The organism is Stenotrophomonas sp. 28608_Sma, assembly GCF_056486185.1.
In genome coordinates this window covers 4,458,817-4,477,875 of the sequence record NZ_CM151308.1, presented here as the reverse complement: position 1 = coordinate 4,477,875, position 19,059 = coordinate 4,458,817, and the positions used below count along the sequence as shown (strand labels likewise).

Below are 19,059 nucleotides of genomic sequence, written 5' to 3'. Positions count from 1 at the left end.
GCGCGACGCTGTGGAGGTGAAGAAACTAGGGAGTTCGACAGTAGCGGCCGTGTACGCACACCACGATTCCCGCCAGTTCCATGACCAGCAGCATGGAGGACACCTGGGGCGCCGTCAATCCACAGCGCGTGATCAGTGAATCCATACCGCTTGGGTTGTGGTCCAGGGCCCGCCACAAGCACTGGTAGTCAGGGTCGTCGGCCCAGCGCGCCGGCAGGAGTACCGGCGGTGCCTGTTCAGTGGGGGTGGCGAGCCGTGATTGCAAGCCCGGCAGCTGCTGGCGAAGGGCGGGCGCCAGCATTTCAAGGACCTCCTCCGGGCGCTCGACCAGTGCGGCACCCTCGCGGATCAACCGGTGGCAGCCCGCGGCGCGTGGGTTGAGTACCGAACCGGGCAGGGCACAGACCTCGCGGCCGGCCTCGGCGGCCAGGCGTGCGGTGATCAATGCGCCGGAGCGCTGGGCGGCCTCGACCACCACCGTCGCCAGCGCCAGCCCGGCCACCAGGCGGTTGCGGGCTGGAAAGTGACCGGGGCGTGCCGGTGTGCCCGGCAGGTACTCGCTGAGCACCGCGCCTTCGGCGGCGATCCGGGCCTGCAGCCTGGCGTGGCTGTCCGGGTAAGCCCGGTCCGGGCCGGTGCCGATCACCGCCACGGTGCAGCCCCCGGCGTCCAGCGTGGCCTGGTGAGCGGCCGCGTCGATGCCTGCCGCCAGTCCGCTGGTCACCGCCAGGCCCGCTTCGACGAAGCAGCCAGCAAACCGGGCGGCCAGGGCGCGTCCGCCCGGCGTCGGCGAGCGGCTGCCGACCAGCGCCACCGACGGGCGCCAGGCCAGGCTGGGGTCGCCGGCGATGAACAGCGCCAGGGGTGGGTTGGGGACATCCAGCAGGGGCGGGGGGAATGCCGGATCGGTGAAGGCCAGCAGGTGCTGGTTGTCGTCTTCCAGCCAGCGCCGTGCCACGGCCCAGGCCCGGGTGTCCGGGCATTCCAGCGCGGCGCACTGCTCGGGCGTGCAGCCGTGCGCGCGCCAGTTCGCGGCGCCCTGCGCGATCGCAATCTCCGCGCTGCCTGCGGCCTGCAGCAGGGCCCGCCGTGGCGCCAGCGCGCCGCCTGCCATCAACAGGCGCAGCAGCGCCTCGTCAGCTTGGTTGGTCATCCCCCCACTATCGAGCGCATACAACAAAGGCGCCCTAGGGCGCCTTCGCATGTGGCTGTCAGGTTTTGCCGGAGGTGCCTGCCGGCCAGCGGCCGGCACTACCTGCAGTGGCCGGGCAACACGGGACTGGTTACTTCGCGTCCGGGTGCAGTGCGTTGAACCCCACGCGTACCGGCTTCACGCCCTGCATCACCAGCGCGTAGCTGACGTTGTCGAAGGTACGGAACACCATGGCGTGCGCGGCGTATTCGTCCGGCAGCGAAACCCGGCCGGCGCCGGTGCTGAGCGAATCGTCCATGCGCGACGAGGTGGGGTACTTCATGCGGTGCGCCACGTGGCGGCCCGGGCGCCACAGCGAGAACACGGTGCCGTTGTCCACGCCCTGTGCGCGACCTGCGGAAATCGCGATCACATCGCGCGGGCCAGCGGCGGTGAACATGTCGGTGACGGCCAGCACGCGCACATCGACGCCTTCGACACCGGCGGCCGGGACATGGGGGACGAACTGCAGGTCGTACGGCTTGGCCTCGACCGGGACCAGGCGGTCGCCGGCACGCACCTCGCGGCCGCCTTCGTTCTTGTCCAGCACCAGGGTGGACGCCTCGACCTTGCCGCCGGCGACATGGGTGATGGTGCCGGTGGCGACCTGGGCCAGCTCATAGCCGAGTATGCCGCGGCGGTGGTTGGGGGCGTTGTAGGCCCGCCACAGGTTGCCGCTGCCGGGGGTGACGTCGCCGTTGGCGGTCAGGTCCTCGGTCGGCTTGGGCTGGGCGTAGCGTACGGTCGGGCGGACCACGGCCCAGCGCTGGCCCAGCTGGGCGTCGGCCAGGCGAACGTAGACCGCACTGCCGCTGGTGACGCGCAGGCGTTCTTCTTCCAGGCCGGCCACGTAGGGTAGCTGCTCGATGCTGTCGACCACGCTCAGCTGCTTCAGGAACGGCTCGACCTGGGCCAGCGGAATGGCATCGATCGGGGCTTCCTGGCGCGGGCCGGGCTTGGCAGCGACGGTCACCCGGTCCAGATAGGCCAGGCTGAGCACGTCACCGGGATAGATCAGGTGCGGATTGGCGATCTGCGGATTGGCCTGCCAGATCTCCGGCCACAGCCACGGCTTCTGCAGGAAACGTGCGGCGATATCCCACAACGTATCCCCTTTTCGGACCACATAGGTGTCCGGGTGCCCGCCATTCACTTCCACGGCGGTAGCATAGGCAGCCACGGTCAGCATCGCCGCGGCGACGACCGTACGAAAACGAAGCAACATAGGTGTGAAGCCCTGATTCCCCAACAGGTCCGCGCACTATAGTCCAGAAACCGGGGCGCAAGGCAAGCGTTGGAGCTAGAATCTGCGACGTATGCCGGCGTGCCGGCCCCCTATCCGGAAACAGCCATGGCCCTTCTCCCCATTCTCGAGTTCCCCGATCCGCGCCTGCGTACCAAGGCTGCGTTGATCGAAGCCGCCGAAGTCACCACGCCGGCCTTCCAGGAACTGATCGACAACATGTTCCTGACCATGTACGACGCCCCGGGCATCGGCCTGGCCGCCACCCAGGTGGACGTGCACAAGCGCTTCATGGTCATCGACGTCAGCGAAGAAAAGAATGAACCGCATGTGTTCATCAACCCGGAAATCGTCGCCAAGGACGGAGGCCGGGTGTATCAGGAGGGCTGCCTGTCGGTTCCGGGCATCTTCGCCGACGTGACCCGCGCCGATACCATCACCGTGAAGTACCTGGACCGCAACGGCCAGGAACAGCAGCTGGAAGCCGGCGAAGTGCTGGCCACCTGCATCCAGCACGAGATGGATCACCTGGACGGCAAGCTGTTCATCGACTATCTGTCGCCGCTCAAGCGCGAGATGGTGCGCAAGAAGCTGGCCAAGCAGCGCAAGCACGTGGCGTGATCGCCAATCCGGGCCGCCCATCGGGTGGCCCGTGCCTGCGCGACGCGCGCGGGCTGTACGGCGCCGGCCGACGGCGCCGTTTTCTTTCCTGCACGAATCCATCCTGCAAGTGGGGTAGCCATGAGGATTGTCTTTGCCGGTACGCCGGAATTCGCGGTGTCGTCGCTGCGCGCGGCTGCGCGCCACCATGAGGTCGTGGCCGTCTACACCCAGCCTGATCGTCCGGCCGGCCGTGGCCGTGGCCTGGCGCCGTCGCCGGTCAAGCTTGAAGCCGTGGCCCGTGGCATTCCGGTCTACCAGCCCGAATCGCTGAAGGATGAAGCCGCCCAGCAGCAGCTGCGCGACCTGCAGCCGGACCTGATGGTGGTGGTGGCCTATGGCCTGATCCTGCCCAAGGCGGTGCTGGCCATTCCGACCCACGGCTGCTGGAACGTGCATGCCTCGCTGCTGCCGCGCTGGCGCGGTGCCGCGCCGATCCAGCGCGCGATCCAGGCCGGCGATGCGAAGACCGGCGTCTGCCTGATGCAGATGGAGGCAGGCCTGGATACCGGCCCGGTGCTGCTGCACCAGGAGCTGCCGATCGCGGCCACCGATACCGGTGGCCAGCTGCATGACAAGCTGGCGGAACTGGGCGCGCAGGTGCTGTCCGACGGCCTGGGCCTGCTGCGGGCCGGCATCAAGCCGATCGCGTGGTCGCAGCCGGAGCAGGGCGTGACCTATGCGCACAAGCTGGACAAGGCCGAGGCCCGTCTGGACTGGGCGCTGGATGCAGGGGTGCTGGCACGCACCGTGCGCGCCTTCAATCCGTGGCCGATCGCCGAGGCGACGCTGGCTGGCGAGCGGGTGCGCATCCATGGCGCGGTGGCGCTGGATGAGGCCCACGGCCAGGCGCCGGGCACGGTGCTGGCGGCCAGCCGCGATGGCATCGATATCGCCTGTGGCCAGGGCGCACTGCGCCTGCGTGTGCTGCAGCGGGAAGGTGGCAAGGCGATTACTGCGGCCGACTACCTCAACGCCCGCCGCGATCTGCGCGTGGGGGCATAAGCGGTGTCGAAGCAGAACGATTTCTCCGTCGCCAAGGCGGCGCCGGGCGCGGCCACGCGCATGCTGGCCGCACGCGTGCTGGCACAGGTGTTCACCCGTGGCCGTTCGCTGAAGGCCGAACTGGCCTGGGCGCTGCCGAAGCTGGCCGACAGCCGCGACCGCGCGCTGCTGGAAGCCCTGTGTTTCGCTGTGCTGCGCCGTCGCAGCACCTATGACGCGGCCTTGCAGGCCTGGATGCAGAAGCCGCTGTCGGCGCGCGATGCCGACCTGCGCACGCTGCTGATGGTCGGTTTCGCCCAGCTGGACGTGCTCGAACTGCCTGCGCACGCAGCGCTTTCGGCTACGGTCGATGCGGCGCGCGCGCTGGGCCGTGAGCGCCAGGCAGGCCTGGTCAACGCGATCCTGCGCCGCGCCCAGCGCGAGGGGTTCCCCGAGCAGCCTGCGCGCGACGCCTTCCCGGAATGGTTGGCTGATGCGATCGAACGCGACTGGCCGGCGCAGGCCGAAGCGATCTTCAGCGCCAGCCTGCAACCCGCGCCCTTGTGGCTGCGTGCCAACCGCCAGCACGGCGGTCGCGACAAGGCCCTGGCGACGCTGGCCGAGGCCGGCATTGCCGCTGAAGCCACTGCACTGTGCGCCGATGCGTTGCGCCTGGCGACCCCCGTTGCCGTGAACCAGCTGCCGGGCTTCGGCGATGGTGCACTGTCGGTGCAGGACCTGTCGGCGCAATGCGCGGCCGATGCGCTGGCACCCGCGACCGGTGCCCGCGTGCTGGATGCCTGCGCGGCACCCGGCGGCAAATCGGCGCATCTGCTGGAGCGTGACCCGAGCCTGCGCCTGCTGGCGCTGGATATCGACGCGCGCCGCCTGGCCCGTGCACGCGATACCTACACCCGTACCGGCGTGGGCGAGCATGCGCAGACCCTGGCGGCAGATGCCAGTGATCCGGGCGCCTGGTGGGATGGCGTGCCGTTCGACGCGATCCTGCTTGATGCGCCGTGCTCGGCGACCGGCGTGATCCGCCGCCAGCCGGATGTGATGTTCCACCGTCGCGCCGAAGACATCGATGCACTGGTCGGCGTGCAGGCGCGCCTGCTGGAAGCCTGCTGGTCGATGCTGCGCCCGGGCGGCGTGCTGTTGTATGCCACCTGTTCGATCCTGCGCGCCGAGAACATCGATCAGGTGCGCGCGTTCCTGAAGTGGCATCCGGATGCCGTGGCGCAGCCGCTGGGCGATGCATTCGGCGTGGATTGCGAAGGGGTGGCGCGCCAGCGGCTGCCGGGTGAAAACGATGCTGACGGTTTCTTCTACGCGCGTCTGTTAAAAGCAGCCTGACCTCCGCTGCCGTTTCGAGTCCCATGCTGAAAGCCCACGCGTCGCGCCAGACGTGGTTGTTGGTGGTGATGGCCCTGCTGGTGCTGGGGGCCGGCCTGGGCCTCCGTGATCCATGGCCCTCGGATGAGCCACGTTTCGCGCTGGTGGCCAAGCAGATGGTCGACAGTGGCTACTGGTTGTTCCCGCATCGCGGCCCCGAGCTGTATTCGGACAAGCCGCCGATGCTGATGTGGTTGCAGGCGGCGATGTACAGCCTGGTCGGCCACTGGCGGGTGGCGTTCCTGCTGCCCTCGCTGCTGGCCGCGCTGGGCACGCTGTGGTGCGTGGTCGATCTCGGCCGCCGCCTGTGGACGCGGCAGGTGGGGCTGTACGCGGGCTGGGCACTGCTGTTCGCGCTGCACTTCACCTTCCAGGCGAAGAAGGCGCAGATCGATCCGCTGGTGGTGCTGTTCATCACCCTGGCCAACTACGGCCTGCTGCGCCATCTGCTGTTGGGTCCGGCCTGGCGCTGGTGGTGGCTGGGCTGGTTCTTTGCCGGCATCGGTGTGATCACCAAGGGCGTAGGCGTGCTGGCGCTGATGATGATCGCGCCGGCGGCAGTCGCATCCGTGCTGCACTGGCCGCGGGTACGCCTGCACGTGCGCGACCTGCGTTTCTGGCTGGCACCGTTGGCCTTCCTGCTGGCGGTGTCGTTGTGGCTGGCGCCGATGCTGCTGGCAGGCTTCGCCACCGGTTCGGAACCGTACCGCGCCTACATGGACGACATCCTGTTCCGGCAGACCGCGCGGCGCTATACGCAGTCCTGGGACCATCACCAGCCGTGGTGGTACTTCCTGGCGATCATGCCGTCGATGTGGGTTCCCGCGTTTCTGCTGCTGCCCTGGGCGCTTCCGGCCTGGTTCCGGCGGCTGCGCCGGCGCGATGCGCGCTACCTGCTGCCGTTGGCCTGGTGGCTGCTGGTCGTGCTGTTCTTCTCCCTTCCGCACGGCAAGCGCGACGTCTACATCCTGCCGGCATTGCCGATGTTCTGCCTGGCGCTGGCGCCGTTGCTGCCCGGGTTGCTGAGGCGGCGCGATGTGCAGCGCGTGCTGGGCGCATTCACCGCGTTGCTGGCACTGGCGCTGGGGCTGGTCGGTGCGCTGGCGCTGCTGGGTGATCCGGATTTCGAAGTGCGCCTTACCCATGGCCGCGGGTTGCTTCCCGGTGCCACCGATGCGCTGGCCTGGGCGGCGCTGGCGATGGCGGTCTGGTCGGCCTTGAGCCTGTGGGTGTGCGGGCGCCAGCGTCGGCACGTTGCCCTGGTCTCTACCCTGGCAGGAGTCTGGGTGCTGTACAGCCTGGTCGGTTATCCGGTGTTGAACGACTCCAGCTCGGCCCGTGGCCTGATGCGTGAAGTGAGTGCACGCATCGGCCCGCAGGCCGAGCTGGGACTGGTGGCATGGAAAGAGCAGAACCTGCTGATGGCCGATCGCCCGGCGGCCACCTTTGGATTCGAAGCACGTTGGCATCAACAGCTGCAGGCGGCCGTGCGCTGGCAGCGGCTGGTTCCGCAGCAACGCTGGCTGCTGGTGAACGAGGATGCGATGCAGGCCTGCATCGATCGTGCGCGGGCCGAGATGGCGGGCATTTCCAATCGTCGCCGCTGGTGGCTGGTGCCAGCCGATGCGGTCGCCGGCGACTGCCGGCCGTCAGTGGCGGAACTCGAGCACGAGCGCCGCCTGCAGGGGCCCGGCATCACCGATTGAGCGTTCGGGGAGCGTGGCTCAGGTGCTGGCCAGGGCGGCGTGGTAGCTGGCCAGCGTGGCGTCGGCGAATGTCTGCAGGCCGAACTCCCGCTGTGCATGGCGGCGTGCTGCGCGGCCCTGTTCCGGCAGCGCATCGCGCTGTGCGTACAGCGCCTGTACCTGGGCGGCGATGGCGTCGATGTCGCGTGTGGCAACCACCCAGCCATCGACGCCTTGTTCGATGTTCTCCGGCAGGCCCGCGTAGTCGCTGACCAGCATCGGCTTGGCGCTGGCCATCATCTCGCGGCAGGCGAAGGAGATCGTCTCGACGTCATGGGACAGTACGAAGCCAGCATCGCCGGCCGCGATCAGGACACGGGTATCGGCCAGCAGGCCGGTGAAGTGCACCTGCGCGGCCACCTCGCCCAGCGCCTGCACCTGTTCGCGCTGCTGCGCGCTGGGCAGGTGGCCGGCCACGGCCATGTGCACATGCGGACGCACCGCATCGGGCAGCCGTGCGATGGCCCGGGCCAGGTCGATCCAGCCCTTGTAATCGTCGGTGCCGGCGTTGCTGACCAGCACCAGCGCCTGTGGATCCTGCGTCCACTGCTGGCGCAGCGCGCTGCCGGTGCCGGCCGGCTGCGGTGAGTAGCGCTCCAGGTCAACGCCATTGCGGACCACGTCGATCGGGCAGCGACGGTACGGGCCCTGTTCCAGCAGGCGCTTGGTGTCGGCCGAGACCGCGATCAGCCGATCGGTGGCCCAGCGTGCGCGCAGCGCATTGCCAAAGGTATTGGTGGGTTTGCTGTTGTGCTTGGTCAGCACGATCGGCGGGCGGCGCATGCCCAGCAGCCCCTGCATCACGAAACGGTGGTCGCGTGCACCGTTGACATGGATCAGGTCGATGCCTTCATCGTGGACCAGCCTGCGCAGCGCGCGCTGTTCGGCCAGCTGCCGGGGCAGCGTTGGCAGGCCGCTGCCGAACGCAATCGGCAGTGTGCGGGCAATGCCTTCATCGGCCATGGTCCGCAGCAGGCGGCTGTCGGCCGGCGCGGCGACGTGGAGCGTGTGCTGGCCGTGCAGCGCACGCACCAGCGAGACGATGTACGTGGTGTGGCCGCCACCGTCGCCGTAGTGGAAGTTGGTGTACAGGATTTTCATGGGGGGGGCTTCAGGCAACGCCCACGCAGTGTGACACAGCGTGGTCAAGGCCGGTCCGCGGAAGGCGCCGGGTCGGCCACCGCCTGTCCATTGCCCAGCATCCACAGCATGATGGTCTTCTGCCGCACGTAGTTGGCGCGGACGTAGGCGTAGACCAGGCCGTGCCAGCCGTCGCGGAAGCCGCCACGGAACAGGAAGCCGCGCCAGAACCGCCAGGCCGGCGCCAGCACCAGCTTGCCCAGCGTGGCCCGCTTGCCGCGTGCGAACTCGTGCTCGGCCATCATCCGCGCGTACTTCTCGGTCTTGGCCAGCTGCTGCTGCAATGACCGGTACGGATAGTGGATCAGGTCGCCGCGCAGGGTGCCCACACTACCGTCGGCACTGGCCGCCTCGTGGATCTCGCGCTTGCCGCGCCAGCCGCCGCGGCGGCGGTCGAACAGGCGCATCACCCGGTCCGGGTAGGCATTGCCATGGCGCAGGAACTTCCCGAAGTACTCCGAGAGGCGGGCGAAGCGGTAGCCGGCCTGGCCGCCGAAGCCACCGTCGCGGGCCTGCTCGATGGCGGTGCGCAGTTCGGGGCTGATGCGCTCGTCGGCGTCCAGGCACAGCACCCAGTCGTGGCTGGCCTGCTCGACGCAGAACGCCTTCTGGCTGCGGAAGCCCTCGAACCGGCGCTGCAGCACGCGGGCACCGGCGGACTCGGCGATGGCTACGGTGGCATCGGTGGACTGCGAGTCCACCACCACGATCTCATCGCAGAAGGCCAGCGAGGCCAGGCAGTCGCCGATGCGCCCGGCCTCGTTGAACGCGATAATGCACGCCGAGATGCGAGGCCGTTCGATGGGAGCGGTCGTGGAGGACATGATGGCCGGGTACCTGTTGTTTGCGACGGAGCGCTATGCGCTGCCTATTCTCGCCCCGTTGGCGCAGGCCTTGCACGCGTCAGGGCAGGAGGTGGCGGCCTGGTTCGAGGACGGCGCGGCCGGCAGCAGCCTGCCGGGGGTGCCCAACGTGGGCCTGAAGCAGGCCCTGGCAATGCGTCCGCGGGCGGTGTTCAGCGCGGCCAACTGGGTGCCGACCTTCCTTTCGGGGGCCAAGGTGCAGCTGTTCCATGGCTTCAACGTGGAGAAGCGGGACAGTGCGCGCGGCCACTTCCGGGTGCGCGGCATGTTCGACCTGTACTGCACGCAGGGGCCGGCCACGACCGCACCGTTCCGCGAGATCGCCAGCCTGCAGGGCCACTTCGCCGTGGCCGAGACTGGCTGGCCGAAGCTGGACCCGCTGTTCCGCGATGACGGAGGCGAGAGTTCCGCGCTGCGCGCACCGGCCGGTGACCGCCCGGTGATCCTGTTCGGTTCCACCTTCACCGAGCGGCTCAGCGCGGCTCCGCACCTGCATGCGCAGATCGCCGCTGATATCGCCGCCGGTGACCACTACTGGCTGCTGACCCTGCACCCGAAGTGCCCACCGGAACTGTTCGAACGCTACCGCGCGCTGGCCGGTGCCAATGCCCGCTTCATCGAGCCGGAGCAGGTGATGGCCGCGCAGCGTGCCGCCGATGTGCTGGTGTCGGACACCTCATCGATCGTTTCGGAGTTCATCGTGCAGCACAAGCCGGTGGTGACCTTCCGCAACCGCGTGCCGAAGCCGCACATGATCGACTTCGATGATCCTGCGCAGCTGCAGGCGATGCTGCAGCGCGCGCTGCACCCGGACGCCGCGCTGCAGGCGGAAATCGTGCGCTACGCCGATGCCATCCACCCTTACCGCGATGGCCGCTCCAGTGAACGGGTGATCGCGGCCACCGAGGATTTCCTGTCTGGTGAAATGGGTGCGTTGCGGCGCAAGCCATTCGGCAGCTGGGTGCGCGATCTGCAGATCCGCAAGGACCTGGGGTATTGGGGCCCGTCGCAGCGCTGATGCCTCGCTGACCCCGCTCGCGGTAGTGCCGGCCGCTGGCCGGCAACCTCGGGAATGGCGGCAGTTGCCGGCCGGCGATCGGCACGACCTGTAGTGCTTACCAGCGCAGCTTGCGCCGAGCCAGTGCCGCGGCCAGCTGCTCCATCAGCTGCTGGGCCTGTGCCCGCGGCAGATGGTGCAGGGTCAGCGCCACATCACCGTGCGCGCCGGCGGTATCCAGCTGCAGGCTGCTGGTGCTGAGCAGCTTGTCCAGCGGCGAGCGCTGCAGGCGCAGTCCCTGCACCTTGTCCAGTTCGGCCCAGCGCCACCAGCGCTTCCACCAGCCGCCCCGCACCGCCACATAGTGGTCGTCCAGATACCAGCCCATGCGTGCCATCTGCCGGTGCGCGACCAGCAGCGCCACCGGCAGCCACGCCAGCACCAGCAGCCCCCACGATCCCCAGCGCCAGTACGCGGCCGCAGCCAGCAGCGGCACCAGCACCAGTGCGCCCAGGCACAGCCGCCACCAGCCGCGCTGCGGAATGGACTGCCATTGCAGCGGAGGCCACTGCAGCTGCGGCAGCAGGTGCTGCACCAGCTGCTCACAACGTGTACTGGACGCCAGCGGCGCGAGTTCGCGCAGGGCGCGGTCCTCATCGCGCGCGGGGCCACCGGCGGCACTGTCGATGCGCAGCTGACGCAGCCCGAACCAGCGCTGCAAAGTACCTTCGCGCAGCGTCCAGGCCTGGATGCGCCGGCGCGCCACGCTGCTGCGGGTGCGGCTGAGCAGACCGGCCGATACGGTCAGGCGTCGGTCCTGCTCGCTGAGGGTGAAGCCGTGGTAGCGCAGCAGGGTCAGCACCACCGACAGCACGCGCAGCGCCAGCCAGCCCAGCAGCAGCGCGGCAGCCAGCAGCAGAAACGCGCCGGTCACGCCGGGGTGCAGATGGCTGGCGTAGCCAAAGGCTTCGCGTCCACCGCGCTGGAGGGCATCGTCCATCACCGGCCGTGGCACGGTCTGGAACAGCACGCCGAACGCGGCGATCGCCAGCGCCCAGCCGCGGTTGGAGAGCAGGCCCATGCGTACCACGTCCCAACTCGACAGGCGCAGCAGTACCTGCTCGTTCTCAGTCGCGGTGCTGGCAACCGGGTCGAGCTCGGTGATGCCGGCGGCCTGCGGCGCCTGCCCGCGCTGGCGGACCAGCCGTTCCAGCGCCAGCGCCTGGTCCAGCTTCAGCACCCGCATCTCCGCTTCCGGGCGCACGCCACCGGCTGATTCCAGGCGCAGCTCGGCCACACCAAACAGACGGTGCAGCGGGTTCTGTCGCACCTCCACGTTGTGGATGCGCGCGAACGGAATCTCGCGCCGGTTGCGCGCGAGCAGACCGCTGCGCACGGTGATCGCATCACTGCCGATACGGTAGCGGTAGCTGAGGTACTGCAGCACCGACACCAGTACCAGTGCGGCAATTGCCGTCAGCGGAATCAGCTGCGCCCACATCGGGTCGCGGTCGCCGCGCTGGCCGAACACCAGCAGTGCGACCAGCGGCAGGAAGTAATGGCGCAACTGCATCAACAGTACGAACAACCACGACCACGGATGCAGGCGGTGGTCCTCGCCACCGGCGGGCAGTGCTGCAGGCAGAGGCGGTGGCAGGCTCACAGGGCGTCGGCGTCCTGGTCGAGCTGGTGGGACAGGGTATCGCGCAGGCGCTCGGCATCCGCCTCGTCCAGGCCGCTGACGGTCACCGCGCTCATGCGGGTGCCGGCGGTGTGCACGATCAGCGTGGCCAGGCCAGCACGGCGTTCCAGTGGTCCACGGCGCAGGTCCAGGTGCTGCACGCGCGACAGGGGAATGCGGGTTTCCAGCTGCCACATCAGGTCACGGCGCAGGCCCAGGCCCTGTGCGTCCAGCCGCCAACGGGTGCGGACCAGGCGGCGGTGGCCGAGCCACGCGCCACATGCAGCCCCCACCAGCAGCCCAAGGGCGGCCGTCCACAGGCCGCCGGGCAGGTCGAAGAACCACGCGGCTGCGGCCAGCGGCAGGCCCGGCACAAACAGGCCGCCGAAGGCACCTTCCAGTGCGGCCAGCCGCGCGGCGCGGCGCGGCAGCGACTGCCAGGCATCGGTGGTCGGAGCAGTAAGGGGAACGTCGGTCACGCGGGCTCCGTCAGGTGGCAGGGCGGGCGGTGGCGGCCGTGGCCGCACCGCGCAGACGGTAGCAGGTCGGCTGCGTTACTGGGCAGCCTGGATCAGCGCGTCCACATCCAGCATGTGGCCGGCACGATCAGCCTTGGTGCGCAGGTAGTGCTCGTTCTCGGCGGTGATCTCGCCGGTGACCGGAATGCAGTCCAGCACCTCGATGCCAGCGTTGCGCAGGCGCTGCGCCTTGGTCGGGTTGTTGCTGAGCAGGGCCACGCGCGAAATGCCCAGGCCGCGCAGCATCGCCACCGCGCTGCCGTAGCGCCGTTCGTCGGCGCCGAAGCCGAGCTGTGCATCGGCATCGATGGTGTCCAGGCCGTCATGCTGGTAGCCGTAGGCACGCATCTTGGCCGCGATGCCGGTACCGCGTCCTTCCTGGTCCAGGTACAGCAGCACGCCGCCGCCCAGTTCCTTCAGCTTGCGCAGGCCGCGCCGCAGCTGGTCGCCGCAGTCGCACTTGAGCGAACCGAACAGGTCGCCGGTCAGGCACGAGGAGTGCACGCGTACCGGTACCACCGCCGACAGATCCGGTTCGCCGACGATGATCGCGACCTGGTCACGCTGGGCGACGCCACCACGGAACACCGCGAACGTGGTCATGCCGACATCGCGCAGCGGTACCGGCGAACGCGCCACCAGTTCGTAGTCATGCGCGGCATGTGCTGCGCCCTCGGCCAGGTCGCACAGCGCAACCTCGGCCGCGCCATCGAAGGTGCGGTCTTCTGCGTCCAGGCGCACCGCCACCATCGCCGGCAGCAACAGGCCGAGGCGGGCCAGTTCCACCGCGCCTGCATCGAAGGCGTCACCGGCGCTCCAGCCGTCCGGCATCGGGCCCGGTTCACGCAGGTAGCCCAGCGAGGGCAGGGCATCGAAGGCAACACCGGCCAGCGGCAGGCGCGCACCTTGCGGGGCCTCCACGCCAAGCACACGGGCGCGGGTGGCGGTCAGGAACAGGTAATGGCGCTCGCGGGCGGCATTGGCGAAGGCAGCGAAGCTGCTGGCCGTGGCGCTGTCCAGCGCGATCACCGCCAGGCGCTGGCCCTGGCCATCGTGGAGCAGCACCGGGCGACCGGCACGCAGTTCGGCCACCGCGCGCTCGCAGCGGATCGCGGCCGGATCGCCGAACAGGGAAGAAGCAGCAGACATGGCAGGACCGGGGGAGTTGGACATCGCAGTCTCTATGGGGGCGCCGGCGTCGTATTCAACGTGGTGCGGCCGCCGGTCGCAGGGGCCGGATGGGCCTGGGTGCGGCGGCCGTCAGTGCGGATGCTCTTCGGTCGCGTACGGGTCTTCCTCGCCGCTGCCCGGTGGCCGCAGCGTATAGCGCTTGTAGGTCCACTGGTACTGCGCCGGATCGCGGCGGGCAATGCGCTCGATGCCGGCATTGAGCGCGGTGGCGGCCACCTGCGGGTCGGGGTCGGCCACGGCGGGGTCGGTCGGTTCGATGTGCAGGGCGAATTCCATGTCCGGGCCGATGCGCTCGCACCAGCCATACAGCACGGTGGCGCCGGTGCGCTCGGCCAGCCGGTTGACCAGGGTCATGGTCAGCGCCTGCACGCCGAAGAACGGCACGAACACGCCATCGCCGGCCTTGGGCTGCTGGTCGGGCAGGATGCCGGTGGCACCGCCGTCCTTGAGCACCTTGAACAGCTGGCGCACGGCCGGGCCTTCGGCGCGCACCTGCTGTACGTTCTGGCCGCCCCGCACCAGTTGCAGGAAGGCATCGCTGGCTTCGTCCTCCGGCGGCTTGTAGACGATGGCGATCTGCCCGCGCGAGGCCAGCCACTGGTTCAGCAGCTCCCAGTTGCCGAAGTGCGGTGCGGCCACGATCACGCCCTTGCCGCTGGCCAGGGCCGCGTCGTACAGGGCCTCGCCGTGGCGCTGCTTCAGATGCAGGCGCAGGTTGTCCGCCGGCGCCTGGCTCCACAGGCGCAGGGTCTCGATGGCCTGCAGGGCGGTGGAGCGCAGCAGATCGCGGTGCAGGCGGTCGCGCGTGGCGCGGTCCAGGTCCGGGTAGGCCAGCTCCAGGTTGCGTCGGGTGACGCGGCTCTCACGGGCGTTGAGACTGATCCAGGTCCAGGACAGGGCACGGGCGATTCCCCGCAGCAGCGGCCAGGGCAGGCGGGCGAACAGGGTGGTGGCGCGGTAGACCAGCCGGGCTTTGCGTTGCGGATTCATCTGCGCCAGTTTAGCCAAGGGCGCTGCTATCGTGGCCGGCCCCGTTCATTGGAGCCCACGATGCTCGTCCTTATCCAGCGTGTCAGCCAGGCTGCCGTCCACGTCGATGACGAAGCGGTCGGCCAGATTGGTCCGGGCCTGCTGGCGCTGGTGGGCATGGAACCGGGCGATACCGAGGCCCAGCTGCGGCGCATGGCCGAGCGCCTGCTGGGCTACCGGGTGTTCGCCGACGAGGCCGGGAAGATGAACCGCTCGCTGCGCGACACCGGCGGCGGCCTGCTGCTGGTCAGCCAGTTCACCCTGGCGGCCGATACCCGTTCGGGCATGCGGCCCAGCTTCACCAGCGCCGCACCGCCGGACGAGGCTGAACGCGGGTTCAATCGATTTGTCGAGATCTGTCGTGAAAATCACGCACCAGGGGTGGAAACGGGCCGATTTGGTGCCCATATGGTCGTCAGCCTGGTCAATGACGGTCCCGTGACCTTCCTTCTCAGGCCCTGAGCCTGCGGGACCACCGCCCGGCAGGCGGGGCCCCGGGCTGGTATAATGCTACGTTCCCTATTTCTCCCTAGCCGGTGGCGCGAGCACTACATGGCCAACGAACGTCCTGCCCAATCCGAAATCAAGCAACTGATCAGCAAGGGCCTGGAACAGGGCTACCTGACCTACGCCGAAGTCAATGACCATCTGCCGGACGACATGGTCGACCCGGAACAGATCGAAGACATCATCGGCATGATCAACGGCATGGGCATCGATGTCCATGAAGTTGCGCCGGATGTGGAAACCCTGCTTCTCAACGATGGCAACACCGGTAACCGCGAAGTCGATGACACCGCGGCCGAAGAAGCTGCCGCCGCGCTGAGCGCGCTCGACACCGAAGGTGGCCGTACCACCGACCCGGTGCGCATGTACATGCGCGAAATGGGCACCGTCGAGCTGCTGACTCGCGAAGGCGAAATCGCCATTGCCAAGCGCATCGAGGAAGGCCTTTCGCAGGTCCAGGCCGCCCTGGGCCAGTTCCCGGTCTCGGTCGAGTCGCTGCTGACCGACTACGAAGCCCACAAGGAAGGCAAGAAGCGCCTGGCCGAAGTGATCGTTGGCTTCAACGACCTGGCCGACGAAGAGCCGGCGCCGCCGGCGGCTGCTGCCGATGACAGCAGCGATGCCGACGCCGAAGGCGACGAGGACGAGGACGATGATGTCGAGGGTGGCGAGGAAGAAGCCGCACCGACCGGTCCGGACCCGGAGGAAGTCGCTGCGCGCATGCAGGCGCTGAGCGATGCCTTCAACGCCTTCAAGAAGGCGGCGACCAAGGGCGACAAGAAGAACCTGCCGCGCCTGCGCGAAGAGATGTCGGCGGTGTTCGTCACCCTGAAGCTGCCGCTGCCGCTGACCGACGTGCTGACCAAGCAGCTGCGCGACACCATGGCGTCGATCAAGGCCCACGAGCGCCGCGTGCTGAACCTGGCCACTGTCACCGCCCGCATGCCGCGCAAGGACTTCATCCGTTCCTGGGAAGGCAACCAGACCAACCTGGAGTGGGTGGAAGACGCACTGAAGCGCAAGCAGAAGTGGTCGTCGGCCCTGCGTGAAGTGAAGGACCAGATCATCGCCGAACAGCAGGCGACGATCGACATCGAGAAGCTGACCCAGCTGGACCTGGAAGAGCTGAAGGAAATCAGCCGTGCCATGGCCTACGGTGAAGCCAAGGCGCGCAAGGCCAAGAAGGAAATGGTCGAGGCCAACCTGCGCCTGGTGATCTCGATCGCCAAGAAGTACACCAATCGCGGCCTGCAGTTCCTCGACCTGATCCAGGAAGGCAACATCGGCCTGATGAAGGCCGTGGACAAGTTCGAGTACCGCCGCGGTTACAAGTTCTCGACCTACGCCACCTGGTGGATCCGCCAGGCGATCACCCGCTCGATCGCCGACCAGGCGCGCACCATCCGTATTCCGGTGCACATGATCGAGACGATCAACAAGTTGAACCGCATTTCCCGCCAGATGCTCCAGCAGTACGGCCGCGAGGCTACGCCGGAGGAGCTGGCCAAGGAAATGGACATGCCGGAAGACAAGATCCGCAAGGTGATGAAGATCGCCAAGGAGCCGATCTCGATGGAAACCCCGATCGGCGACGACGAGGATTCCCATCTGGGCGACTTCATCGAGGACACCAACGTGGAGTCCCCGATCGAGAACACCACCAACATCAACCTGTCTGAAACCGTGCGCGACGTGCTGGCCGGCCTCACCCCGAGGGAAGCCAAGGTGCTGCGCATGCGCTTCGGTATCGACATGAACACCGACCACACCCTTGAGGAAGTCGGCAAGCAGTTCGACGTGACCCGCGAGCGCATCCGCCAGATCGAAGCGAAGGCCCTGCGCAAGCTGCGTCACCCGAGCCGCTCGGAGCAGCTGCGCAGCTTCCTGGATATCGATTGATTTCCAGCGGCTGTTGAAGCGTTGAGAGAAACCCCGCTTCGGCGGGGTTTTTCTTTGGTCACCATATCCCTGCAAAGCCCAGCCCATGCTCGGCTGAGGGTTATGATTACGTAACAAATAATGTAACAAAGACCCGCGTCGAAGCTGGCTATTCGTGAATATGCCCATTATTTTCAAGCTCATAGGTGCACGGCCGCGCTTGCAGCCCCGCTTTTTTGATGCTAATTACGTAACAAATTTCGTATTACGTAATGCACATGCCACGCGCTCAACGCCCACAGGTACTGGATCTGATCGCTCAGCTGGCCCCCGGCCAGCCGCTACCTGCCGCGGCGCTGGCCGAGCGTCTGGGGGTGGACCGGATGGCACTCAGCCGGCTGGTGGCCGCCAGTGGCCCGCAGGTGGTGCGCATGGGCAGCACCCGGGCAACCGCCTATGCACTGCGGCGGCCCACCCGGGCCGGCAGCGAATGGCCGCTGTACCGGCTGCGCGAAGATGCGACGCTGGAGGAGCTGGGGCGGGTAATTGCGCTGGTAGGAGGGGGCTTCCACGTCGATGCCGGGCCTGACTGCCCGAACCTGCGACGCGCGCCCGAAGGTGACGTTGCCGCCTTCTTTCCTGACTTGCCGTGGTACCTGGATGACCTGCGACCGCAGGGATTTCTTGGTCGCAGCTTCGCCCATGGCCGTGCGCAGGCGCTCGGCCTGCCGAAGGACCTCAAGAGCTGGCAACCGGACGATGTGTTGATGGCCCTGGTAACCGCTGGCGGGACTGAAGCGGGCGATCTGCTGCTCGGTACCGCCGCCGTGGAGGCGGCGATGGAGACGTTGCAGGTGCCGATCGATCGGGTTGCGGCCGACGATCGTCTTGCACAGTATCGCGAGCGTGCGCGTGCTGCGCTGGACGGAGAGGACGTGGGCTCCTCGCCGGGTGGCGAGCAACCCAAGTTCACCGCCACCGTAGAGGCCTACGGCAGGCGCCGCTCGGTCCTGGTCAAGTTCGCGCAGCCCGATGAAGGCGCCGCCGCCCAGCGCTGGAGCGATCTGCTGGTCTGCGAACATCTGGCGCTTGAGGCCCTGCGCGAGTCCGGACAAGCCGCGGCGTCCAGCGAACTGCTGCAGTCGCCCACGCACACCTTCCTGGAAATCGAGCGCTTCGACCGCACGCCCGATCTGCTGGGGCGGCGAGGCCTGGTCTCGCTGCTGTCGCTATCGTCTGCGTTCACCGGCGAGGTCACCCCAGCGTGGCCGGTTGCAGGCGCCGAACTGCGTGATCAAGGCTGGCTGACGGCCGACACCGTGCAGGCGATGGGCCGACGCCATGCGTTCGGGCGGCTGATCGGCAACAGCGACATGCACCACGGCAACATCGCCTTCCACTTCATTGATCGCGGCCCGCTGCCGCTGGCGCCGGTCTACGACATGCTGCCGATGTCGCTGGCGCCGTCAAAGCTGGGCGTGTTGCGCGCGGACGAGCCGCTGTCGCCGGTCGCGCCGCTGGGCAGTGGTGATCTGCAGCATCTGCGCTGGGCGGCACCGGTGGCTGAAGCATTCTGGCAGTGCGTGGCTGTTGACGGGCGGATCCAGTCGCCGGCAATGCGGTCGTTGGCGGGGGCGAACGCCGAGCGGGTGCGGGAGATGGGCGCGCGGTTTGGGTGAGCCAGCTGTTGCGCAAGCCTGGGCGCGTGGCGTTGCGCAGCGATGGCTGAGGGTTTTTCAGTGTGTCTTGGCGCCGGCGGGTAGCCGGTTGAGCGCAGGCTCCACTACACTGTGACGCTGCGCAGGGCCTATAGCTCAACGGTTAGAGCAGGGGACTCATAATCCCTTGGTTCCAGGTTCGAATCCTGGTGGGCCCACCACATTGACGTCCGGCTAAGTCCAGAGACGTCCGCAAATCCCTTGAGTTGCTTGATTTAACCCTTGCGAGGCATCCAGCGCCGTCCACCGGCATCCACTTGCATCCACAAAAAAAGTGAGTCAGGCTGTGTGTCAGCGGGCTAGACGCCCCTAAACGAC

The 19,059-nt window shown here is 68.1% G+C and carries 16 protein-coding genes and 1 tRNA gene; 9 read left to right on the top strand and 8 right to left on the bottom strand.

What is annotated here, in order from left to right:
* Nucleotides 1-25: 25 nt before the first annotated feature.
* Both dprA and ACZLHH_RS21140 read right to left on the bottom strand, forming a co-directional pair.
* Entirely contained in the window at nucleotides 26-1,153 is a 1,128-nt protein-coding gene (dprA, locus tag ACZLHH_RS21145; RefSeq protein ID WP_180845228.1) for a DNA-processing protein DprA, read from the bottom strand.
* 130 nt (nucleotides 1,154-1,283) lie between these two features.
* The gene (locus ACZLHH_RS21140) at nucleotides 1,284-2,417 is read right to left on the bottom strand and encodes a LysM peptidoglycan-binding domain-containing protein (RefSeq protein WP_032128553.1); all 1,134 of its coding nucleotides are present in this window, start codon (nucleotides 2,415-2,417) and stop codon (nucleotides 1,284-1,286) included.
* A 126-nt stretch (nucleotides 2,418-2,543) separates the two neighbouring features.
* Between ACZLHH_RS21140 and def the strand changes: the two genes are divergently transcribed.
* The 4 genes from def to ACZLHH_RS21120 all read left to right on the top strand — a co-directional run bounded on the left by def (nucleotide 2,544) and on the right by ACZLHH_RS21120 (nucleotide 7,180).
* A complete protein-coding gene (gene def, locus ACZLHH_RS21135) occupies nucleotides 2,544-3,056 on the top strand; it encodes a peptide deformylase (RefSeq protein ID WP_008267110.1) in 513 nt (170 codons plus the stop codon).
* 120 nt (nucleotides 3,057-3,176) lie between these two features.
* Complete coding sequence (fmt, locus tag ACZLHH_RS21130; protein WP_478478739.1) at nucleotides 3,177-4,100, top strand: methionyl-tRNA formyltransferase; 924 nt, start codon at nucleotides 3,177-3,179, stop codon at nucleotides 4,098-4,100.
* 3 nt (nucleotides 4,101-4,103) lie between these two features.
* Nucleotides 4,104-5,435, top strand: a complete 1,332-nt coding sequence (gene rsmB / locus ACZLHH_RS21125; RefSeq protein ID WP_180845230.1) for a 16S rRNA (cytosine(967)-C(5))-methyltransferase RsmB — start codon at nucleotides 4,104-4,106, stop codon at nucleotides 5,433-5,435.
* Nucleotides 5,436-5,458: 23 nt separating this feature from the next.
* Entirely contained in the window at nucleotides 5,459-7,180 is a 1,722-nt protein-coding gene (locus ACZLHH_RS21120) for an ArnT family glycosyltransferase (protein WP_180845231.1), read from the top strand.
* Between the two features lie 18 nt (nucleotides 7,181-7,198).
* On the opposite strand, the gene ACZLHH_RS21115 is transcribed toward ACZLHH_RS21120, so the two are convergent.
* Nucleotides 7,199-8,320, bottom strand: a complete 1,122-nt coding sequence (locus tag ACZLHH_RS21115; protein ID WP_180845232.1) for a glycosyltransferase family 4 protein — start codon at nucleotides 8,318-8,320, stop codon at nucleotides 7,199-7,201.
* A gap of 44 nt (nucleotides 8,321-8,364) precedes the next feature.
* Nucleotides 8,365-9,183 carry a glycosyltransferase family 2 protein gene (locus ACZLHH_RS21110; protein WP_180845233.1) on the bottom strand — a complete coding sequence of 273 codons (819 nt, stop codon included), beginning with the start codon at nucleotides 9,181-9,183 and terminating at the stop codon, nucleotides 8,365-8,367.
* Between ACZLHH_RS21110 and ACZLHH_RS21105 the strand changes: the two genes are divergently transcribed.
* Nucleotides 9,182-10,240, top strand: coding sequence for a CDP-glycerol glycerophosphotransferase family protein (locus ACZLHH_RS21105; RefSeq protein WP_049461970.1), 1,059 nt, complete (start codon nucleotides 9,182-9,184; stop codon nucleotides 10,238-10,240). The genes ACZLHH_RS21110 and ACZLHH_RS21105 overlap by 2 nt on opposite strands.
* A 97-nt stretch (nucleotides 10,241-10,337) precedes the next feature.
* Here ACZLHH_RS21105 and ACZLHH_RS21100 read toward each other — a convergent pair whose 3' ends face one another.
* The 4 genes from ACZLHH_RS21100 to ACZLHH_RS21085 form a co-directional block, all read right to left on the bottom strand.
* The gene (locus ACZLHH_RS21100) at nucleotides 10,338-11,882 is read right to left on the bottom strand and encodes a PH domain-containing protein (protein ID WP_180845234.1); all 1,545 of its coding nucleotides are present in this window, start codon (nucleotides 11,880-11,882) and stop codon (nucleotides 10,338-10,340) included.
* Nucleotides 11,879-12,379, bottom strand: coding sequence for a PH domain-containing protein (locus ACZLHH_RS21095; protein WP_125892202.1), 501 nt, complete (start codon nucleotides 12,377-12,379; stop codon nucleotides 11,879-11,881). Before ACZLHH_RS21095 ends, ACZLHH_RS21100 begins: the two co-directional genes overlap by 4 nt.
* Nucleotides 12,380-12,454: 75 nt before the next feature.
* Nucleotides 12,455-13,591, bottom strand: coding sequence for a GTP cyclohydrolase II RibA (ribA, locus tag ACZLHH_RS21090; RefSeq protein ID WP_180845235.1), 1,137 nt, complete (start codon nucleotides 13,589-13,591; stop codon nucleotides 12,455-12,457).
* Nucleotides 13,592-13,678: 87 nt separating this feature from the next.
* Nucleotides 13,679-14,599, bottom strand: a complete 921-nt coding sequence (locus ACZLHH_RS21085; RefSeq protein ID WP_049401011.1) for a lauroyl acyltransferase — start codon at nucleotides 14,597-14,599, stop codon at nucleotides 13,679-13,681.
* Between the two features lie 60 nt (nucleotides 14,600-14,659).
* On the opposite strand from ACZLHH_RS21085, the gene dtd reads away from it, so the two are divergent.
* The 4 genes from dtd to ACZLHH_RS21065 all read left to right on the top strand — a co-directional run bounded on the left by dtd (nucleotide 14,660) and on the right by ACZLHH_RS21065 (nucleotide 18,902).
* Complete coding sequence (dtd, locus tag ACZLHH_RS21080; protein ID WP_049401012.1) at nucleotides 14,660-15,100, top strand: D-aminoacyl-tRNA deacylase; 441 nt, start codon at nucleotides 14,660-14,662, stop codon at nucleotides 15,098-15,100.
* 90 nt (nucleotides 15,101-15,190) lie between these two features.
* A complete protein-coding gene (gene rpoD, locus ACZLHH_RS21075) occupies nucleotides 15,191-17,044 on the top strand; it encodes an RNA polymerase sigma factor RpoD (RefSeq protein WP_014038623.1) in 1,854 nt (617 codons plus the stop codon).
* A gap of 257 nt (nucleotides 17,045-17,301) precedes the next feature.
* On the top strand, nucleotides 17,302-18,702 hold the full coding sequence (gene yjjJ, locus ACZLHH_RS21070; protein ID WP_065428852.1) for a type II toxin-antitoxin system HipA family toxin YjjJ: 1,401 nt from the start codon (nucleotides 17,302-17,304) through the stop codon (nucleotides 18,700-18,702).
* Between the two features lie 124 nt (nucleotides 18,703-18,826).
* Nucleotides 18,827-18,902: transfer RNA gene (locus ACZLHH_RS21065), tRNA-Ile, on the top strand.
* The last annotated feature ends 157 nt before the right edge of the window (nucleotides 18,903-19,059 follow it).